Source organism: Aquitalea sp. S1-19 (assembly GCF_024343515.1).
Genome location: NZ_RJTZ01000379.1, coordinates 1 through 354 on the forward strand (window position 1 = coordinate 1; position 354 = coordinate 354).

Genomic DNA, 354 nt, shown 5'->3' on the forward strand with positions numbered 1-354 from the left:
GCTGGTATATGACCGCTTCTACGACACGGTCGAGGTCGACTTGGGTGACCAGGCGGCCAGCGTATACGCTGCTGCGCTCGCTGCCGGTTACAACCTGCGCCGCGTCGGCGACAGCGTGCTGGCGGTGGCCTTCCATGAGCAGGCAAGTCATGAAGATCTGGCCTTCCTGATCACACTCTTTACCGGCCAGGCGGCCGATGTCGCCGCACTGGATGCTGCCGCCGCAGATGCGATTCCTGCTGCGCTCAAGCGCGAGTCGGCCATCCTGACCCATCCGGTGTTCAACCAGTACCACACCGAACACGGACTGTTGCGCTACCTCAAGCGTCTGGAAAACCGCGACCTCGCACTGAA

1 pseudogene is annotated in these 354 nt (G+C 62.4%); it reads left to right on the forward strand.

What is annotated here, in order from left to right:
* Nucleotides 1-354 (forward strand): annotated as a pseudogene (locus EGI20_RS19160) (glycine dehydrogenase (aminomethyl-transferring)); the annotation flags it as partial.